Annotated in this window: 3 protein-coding genes and 1 pseudogene; 1 reads left to right on the plus strand and 3 read right to left on the minus strand. The window is 51.8% G+C overall.

Annotated elements, in window-relative coordinates; all coding sequences use genetic code 11:
• The 3 genes and pseudogenes from J7439_RS24615 to ltrA form a co-directional block, all read right to left on the minus strand.
• Nucleotides 1-1,039 (minus strand): annotated as a pseudogene (locus tag J7439_RS24615) (hypothetical protein); the annotation flags it as partial.
• A gap of 355 nt (nucleotides 1,040-1,394) precedes the next feature.
• Nucleotides 1,395-3,665 (minus strand): hypothetical protein, encoded by a 2,271-nt coding sequence (locus tag J7439_RS24620; RefSeq protein ID WP_209204700.1) that lies wholly within the window; start codon nucleotides 3,663-3,665, stop codon nucleotides 1,395-1,397.
• Between the two features lie 1,155 nt (nucleotides 3,666-4,820).
• Nucleotides 4,821-6,083, minus strand: coding sequence for a group II intron reverse transcriptase/maturase (ltrA, locus tag J7439_RS24625; protein ID WP_209204701.1), 1,263 nt, complete (start codon nucleotides 6,081-6,083; stop codon nucleotides 4,821-4,823).
• A 962-nt stretch (nucleotides 6,084-7,045) separates the two neighbouring features.
• Between ltrA and J7439_RS24630 the strand changes: the two genes are divergently transcribed.
• Nucleotides 7,046-7,266, plus strand: a 221-nt coding sequence (locus J7439_RS24630) for a hypothetical protein (RefSeq protein ID WP_209204702.1), incomplete at its 3' end; no start/stop codon positions are given.

The raw sequence follows: 7,266 nt of genomic DNA on the forward strand, positions 1-7,266 counted from the left end.
AGGTTTCGACCGTGCTGTTCACCGCCGTGGTGTTGCCAACCGTTCCTTTAACCTCCCCCCCCCCGATGCCAGCGAAATTTCGATCACCATTGGTGAGAATACGAACATCTTTCGCCCGAATATTACTGACTGTGCCAGTATCATCAACAACACAGGCTGCTAACCCGGTCGTCTTCTGGGAAGTTATATTGGCACCAGTAAAGTGAAGGTTACGGATGCTGCCTTTCAGAGTGTCAACAAAACAGTCAGACAGGTCGCTGATGGTACGGCACTGCCCATCGTACTCCCCGGTAAACGGATCGTTCTTATTACCAATGGACTGGTTTAGCTGGCTACCATCAATATCCGCCGTCTGCCGGTAAGTGCCATTCAGTGGATATTCCGGATCACGGCCAATCTTGCCCAGAGTTGTAGCATTCGGCACCTCAATCCACCCTTCGGTTTTATTGCCGGATGGGGATGCAGCCGCCGCAGCGGTCAGGCCAGACAGGGCACCCAGCGCCACGGCGGCTTTCGGTAGCTGGCCAGGGCCAACGGAGGCTGTGGCCGGTGGGCTGGTGCGTTGTGGTGTTTGCTGTGGTTTCTTTTTTCTCCTGCCTTTGTCGTTTGTTGGCGAGCCATCCACCGGGCTGTCTGCCTGGCTCTGCCCTGATGGCGAACCTTTAGTCGCGCCAAAAAGATCCCTGAGCCGGGCCGCTGATGAAAGCGTAATAAAACCCTCCAGCATCGTGCTGATTTCCGCTGGCAGCACCGTATAAGGCGACACCAGTCGGGCAGCCAGCGCAACACCCTCGAACAAGCTACTGTCCTGCCCACCGGGGCTGCCAAAAGTGAAGGCCGGACCTTTATCCGGTTGCGCCGACGACTGCATCCTGGGGGGTACATAATCAGGATCCCAGGACTGCCAAAATGGAATAAAACCATCCCTGAAAGCCACCTTCATCCCTGCCCATACGCCCCATTTCTCCCCTGGCTGAACCGGTATGGAACCCGAGGCAGTGGCTGCGTCTGTTGACTGAACGGTAGGTCGAGATATCAACGTTATTCCCTCGCAAAATAAGGGCAAGGGTAGACAAGGCACAGGCGATGAAAGGAACCGTTTGAATTATTGGTAATGGGTAATACGCAAGAATCTTATAAAGCAGGAAAACTCCGCTGTCATTTCGTAGAGAGATTGTATGGGATCCATCTTGCAGGGAGAGCAAACCGTCAGCGCTGCCACATCCGTCTGGGATAGATCCTGTGTATTCCCTGTAAAGGATGACAGCGGAGTGAGCCGGTAGTTTTATCGCTGCCTTTTTCGCTGCCAATGCCCTAAGTAATTGTCCTTAAATAATTCCGACATTTAGAACTCACTCTCCGTTCATCCTGAGCGGAGATTGTACACTTCAAACTCATTGAAACCGTGTACCAGGCCCTCCCTCCTCTGCCTGCCCCACAGTATTGATGGCCACCAACTCCTGCGAGTCATCGGCAGCGGCAGGGGATGACCCGCGGCAATAATGACGATAAATGTACCTCCCTGCCACCACCCCTGCCACCACAAAGGCGGCCGCAGCCCCCAGGGCGATACCGGCTACTGCGCCGGTACTCAGGGTAGCCGCCAGCGGTGCCGCCGTGGTGGGCAGCGTCATGTTGGCCCCCGGCAGGCCGGAAACGTTCATGGTGGTGTTCGCTACCTTCGGTGCCGGTGCGGCCGGTAACGGCACCCCGGCCCCGCCTGAAGAGTAACCTGTGCCCCTGGCAGAACTGTTAACCTGCGTGGTATTGGCTACCGTCTGGTTAGTGACTGTTGGCGGCGTTGGGCTGTGTGCAGAAGTTGTTATTGCTTCTGGTGTTGTGATTTGTCTGGGAGTAGTTGAGATGGTTTCCAAGGCAACAGGACATGACGCAAACCCGGTGAAAGTGTCATTTGTTAATGCCCATGAATAACAGTCACCGGGCTGGCAATTCGGCTTCAACAGGCGGGGGTCAGTATCTTCACAGAAATGATCGAGCAGGTAAAGGCAATCCCCGGCGGTGTCTGGTTGCAGTGTACCGTTAACGCGAACATTACAGATAGTGGGGTTAGAGCCTCCCCGGATTTTTGCATCGGCATATCTGCTTTCAACAGTGGTGTTTACCGCCTTCGTGTTGACCACAGTGCCGTGCCTTGCTGTCCCGATACCTGCATTTGCAGTTTTACCTGAGGTTTTAACCGTGCAGTTGAATGCCATGGTGTTAGCAATGGTTCCATCATCAATGCTCCCCGCCCCGATACCGGCATCAGCATCATCACCGGAGGTTTCCACCGTGCAATTTATCGCCATGGTGTTAGCGACGGTGTAAGCCTGGCGTCCAATAACTTTCCCCACGCCAATACCAGCATCACCTTTACCGGAAGTTTTCACTGTGCAATTTATCGCTATGGTGTTAGCGAGGGTGTTAGAAACAACTCCGCCAGGATAAGGATAACGAGTATAAGCTGCCCCCGCCCCGATACCGGCATCACCATGACGGAGCGTTGTCACGCTGCAGTTAATTGCAGTGATGTCGGCAATTTTTCCAGAAACCCTGCCTGCCCCGATACCGACATCATAAGAATAACCGGAGCTTTCCACCTTGCAGTTGATTGCTGTGAGGTTAGCAAGAGTTCCCTTATCATAGACAGCTCCTCCGCCGATACCAGCATGCTTTCCAGCGCTGACAGAGCAATCAACTGCTGTGATATTGGCAACATTTCCGTTGATTTCACCCCCTATAATTGCCGCTTTATCCCTGCGGTTGTCAACATGAGCATTTTCAACCCGGATATTATTAACTGTCCCACTGCGTGAAATTCTACAGGCCACTACTCCTGTTGGGCCAGAACTCGACCCTATTATGGCATCAGTGAAACCCAGGCCATCAACCTCACCCTTCAGATTTTTCACAAAGCAGTCCCGGAGATTCTCAATGGTATATCCCTGACCATTGTATTTACCGGTAAATGCTTGACCATCGCTGCCAATGGGTTGGAGTAATTCACCACCATCAATATTCGCAGTCTGGAAGTAATAACCACTCAGTAGATAGCCCGAATCACGGCCAATCTTGCCCAAGGTCGTGGCATTCGGCACCTCAATCCACCCTTCGGTTTTATTGCCGGATGGGGATGCAGCCGCCGCAGCAGTCAGGCCAGACAGGGCACCCAGTGCCACGGCGGCTTTCGGTAGCTGGCCAATGCCAACAGAGGCGGTGGCCGGTGGGCTGGTGCGTTGTGGTGTTTGCTGCGGTTTCTTTTTTCTCCTGCCTTTGTCGTTTGTTGCGGAGCCATCCACCTGGCTCTGCCCTGGTGGCGAACCTTTAGTCGCCCCAAAAAAATCCCTGAGCCGGGCCGCTGAGGAAAGCGTAATAAAACCCTCCAGCATCGTGCTGATCTCCGCTGACAGCACCGTATAAGGCGACACCAGTCGGGCACCCAGCGCAACACCCTCGAAAAAGCTACTGTCCTGCCCATCGGGGCTGCCAAAAGTGAAAGCCGGACCTTCATCCGATTGTGCCGACGGCTGCGGCCCGGGAGGAATATAACCGGGGTGAAGCGACCGCAAAAACAGGATCGGAACGCGCCAAGGGGCGACCGTTAAGAACCCGGCAAATAGCCCGTCACTTTCCGTTGGCTGATCGGGTATGGAGCCAGAAGCCATGGGTGCGCCTGTGGACTGAACGGCAGGTTGGGATATCAAAGTTAATACCTCGTAAAATGAGACAAGGATAGACAAGGCTGAGGCATCAAAAAGAACCGTTTGAATTATCCGCAACTGATAATGCGCAAGAATCTTATAAAACAGAGAAAAGCCGGGGGGTCAGGTCCCGAACTGCGTAAACAGCTAGGGTCAAAAAGGTTGGGGTCTTTCATTGTGCGTGTGCTGTAGCACGGCTTTAGGAGTTCAAAGGACGAAGTCCTGAAGAACGTGGAAGCTATGGAAGAGGCTAGGCCCACCGAAGTCCGCTGTCGGAAGCAGGCTTCAAACTACTTCATGCGGCTGCCATTAAGAGTGGTGGTCGTGAGCGATGAGGAAAAGTCAGGCTTGACCTGGCATGTGTGGTACAGAGAGATGAGTAAACCCGAACCACTGTTGAGGCGTCGAAAAAGACTTTTTCTGACATCAGAACCGGGGGCCGCATAATCTCCCGGGATAAATCTGCAAGTGAATTCCGAATGCTGTGCAGGTGGTGTCCGGCGTATAGGTGGCATGAATCTGTGCCGGGCTCTTCTGTGGAACTGCGAGAACCAGTCGCGGGATGCTAAGGGAGACTCCCAAGTGGCTGCAACCACAAGGGATTGAGTACCCATGCCATGCACTGGGACGGGGCTGCTCGTAGTGGTGATGAAGCCTCTGTAATGGAGGTGGTGCAAAGGGGCAGCGTCGGGTTGTTTTCAATAAGGATCAACGGAATTATTGGGATCTTGTCTGGATGCCTGTTTATGGTGTAGCCAGCAACCTGATAAACCGGAGGAGTTTGTAGTGAAAACAGGGTTACTTTCATATGGAGTTAATTTGGTAGGTTGTCCTGCATGGCTGCAAGCTGTCTATCGAATTGGTTCACGAGTATGAAATTAACCTGCCCGATGGGGAGAGGTTTACGTACCGTTCTGCGAGGGGCTGTCGGGGAAGTTTCGACGGTCTACTTTCCAAATATCTTTGTTAACAGCATAAACGACATTTGTCATGCGTAATTAAAGACCTGGTCCCGATTCCCCAGACTTCGCCTGTCGCAATCCGAGTAGATGAGGACGTTACCGTCCTCAGCCCTCGCAGACCCGGACGAGCCCAATTAAGGCATCCGGTTCCTCACAGTTATTGGTTCACTAACTGACAACCATGATAGTACTGATGCTGGATTCTTGGCGGTGTCAGGGGGAAGCGTTTCAGGAACTGGGTGAATTTCTCCCACGGAATATAACTTTTCCGAGATCGACGCCCCAGCCATTTATGCCAGATTTTCTGTACTTTATCATGCACTGCCTTCAGGGCTTTTATGTTTCCAGTAATGCCGAAGTACGCAAAGTGTCCCCGTAATTTCCGGTTCAGCATGGCGTACTGCTCACTCAATGGCTTATGCCTATCTTTACGACAAAAGTCGTTGAATGATTTCAGCGTTTTGGCTAATCGCCCCTTGGCGGTTTTCCGGAATATTGCAAAACCACCTTTCCGGGTTATACCCCAGAAGTGTGTGAACCCAAGGAAATCAAAATTGATCGGAAGTCCACGACGCTTGCTTTCCTTTCGATATTGAACCCGAAAGTCAATTCTCTGCGTCTTTTCCGGATGCAACGTTAGGCCATAGCCACCAAGGCGTTTAGGCAGTACACGCTCTACTCGACAACAGTCATCATAGTTTTGAAACACCATGACAAAGTCATCAGCAAAACGCGTCAAGCTACACCTTCCCTGCATTCTTGGCTGTACAGTTCTAATAAACCAGTCATCCAGTACATAGTGCAGATAGATATTGGCTAACAGTGGTGAAATAACACCACCCTGAGGTGTTCCCATTGTCGGGTAGCTAAGCTCTCCCGACTCGAGTATACCGGCCTTCAGCCATTTATCGATCAGTTTTCGTACCACGCCATCAGTTACTCTTCTGGCAAGAAACTGCCTTAACTGACTGTGGTCAATCGTATCGAAATACTTTTGGATGTCCACATCCAGTACCCATTGGCCTCCATCTCGCATTATGTGGCTACGTAGACTTTGCAAGGCATGATGCGCTGACCTGCCTTTGCGGGACCCAAACGAGCAGTTATAGAAATCTTGCTCATAAATAGGTTCCAATAGCATCGCCACCGCTCTCTGGGCAATCTTGTCCTCGAAGGTCGGTATGCCCAAAGATCGTTTCTGACCTTTCCCTTTTGGAATATAAACGCGACGTAACGCAGGTGCTCGATACTGACCAGATTTCAGCCGATCCAGCAGATTAAGGAGATTAGACTCCAGCTGTCGTTCGTACATCTCGGCAGTTTGACCATCGACGCCTGTCGCACCATCCTTGCGGGTCAGTTGATAGGCCTGTAAAAGCCAGTTGTAGTCCATGTATTGATTTAGCGAGGTGAAAGCCATGGCTCGGTTGTTTCTGGCCAGTGTGGCTATCCGTCTCTGTTTCGTTGACACAAACATAAGGTTTCAATGTACCTCTTGTGTTTCCCACAAACGGTTCAACAACTATGATGTCCCCTTTCCTCGTCCGGGTCCTCCTGAGCAGAGTTCCCCGTTGTCATCAGTACTATGGGACACTAAGACTTCCAGTACCTACTATCCGGTCACTTATGGATTCGCTTCCGGACTCCTGAGAGTTGCTTCATATTTGCTTCGCCGGGCCTGAAGCAAAACCCAACGACCAGGTTCTGTTCAGCCATAGAACCAATGGCTACTTAACTCAGGTCAGCACTGGATCTCGCAGGTTCCTGAGAAATCCATCCTGTACCTTTGCCCCGGTCTCTGACTCCGGCCGGACTGATTATGTCTCACCAAATCGACATTTCAGTGCTGACCCCACCTCTTGAACAACAAGGCCTCCAGCAAAGCGTCAATTTCGGAGCTCAATCCCGCGGCTTTAGTACCTGCTGTTTACGCTTCAAAGCCAAGGTTACCCATGACTAAGCAAACCTCGCTTCCGGCTGATGGTTAATCTTTACCGGGTGGGAGTCGAACCCACTGGATTTCAACGAATGATTTCAGTTCACAGAACCTCCCACATTCTCAGGCTTCGCCTGTCGCCATCAAGACCCAACCCCGGTTTCACGCGGGCTCAGTCATAAACAGCCTTACCCCACCCTTTGGATTTACAAAATTCATCCACTGAATTAAATCGGTTATAACTACCATTGTCTAATTTAGATTTATTGGTACAACCTGATGTTTTAATGAAACGGGTAAAGGAACTGCAGCGAGATGCAGGTCCTCCGTTTTGATCGCTTTTCCAATATTTATTGAATGAGTTAACTTTATCTCCACAACAAACCGGAGAAACATTATTGTTTTTTGAACATGTAATTGTTTCTACTATAACGGTCGGAACTGTGGTGGGCGGCTTGTTGGTCGTCAATATTCTAAGGGTCGTTGCTGCCTCGGTGGTTGTTGCTTCGGGGGTCGTTGCCTCGGGGGTAGTTGCCTCGGTGGTCGTTGCTCCGGTGGTCGTTGCCTCGGTGGTCGTTGCTCCGGTGGTCGTTGCCTCGGGGGTCGTTGCTCCGGTGGTCGTTGCTCCGGTGGTCGTTGCTCCGGTGGTCGTTGCTCCGGTGGTCGT

It is taken from the genome of Salinisphaera sp. G21_0 (genome assembly GCF_017744115.1).
Lineage (GTDB): Bacteria > Pseudomonadota > Gammaproteobacteria > Pseudomonadales > Endozoicomonadaceae > Endozoicomonas.

Coding starts and splice junctions, on each gene's coding strand:
- J7439_RS24620 (WP_209204700.1), bottom strand. CDS start 3,665: ATGGCTTCTGGCTCCATACCCGATCAGCCAACGGAAAGTGACGGGCTA.
- ltrA (WP_209204701.1), bottom strand. CDS start 6,083: ATGGCTTTCACCTCGCTAAATCAATACATGGACTACAACTGGCTTTTA.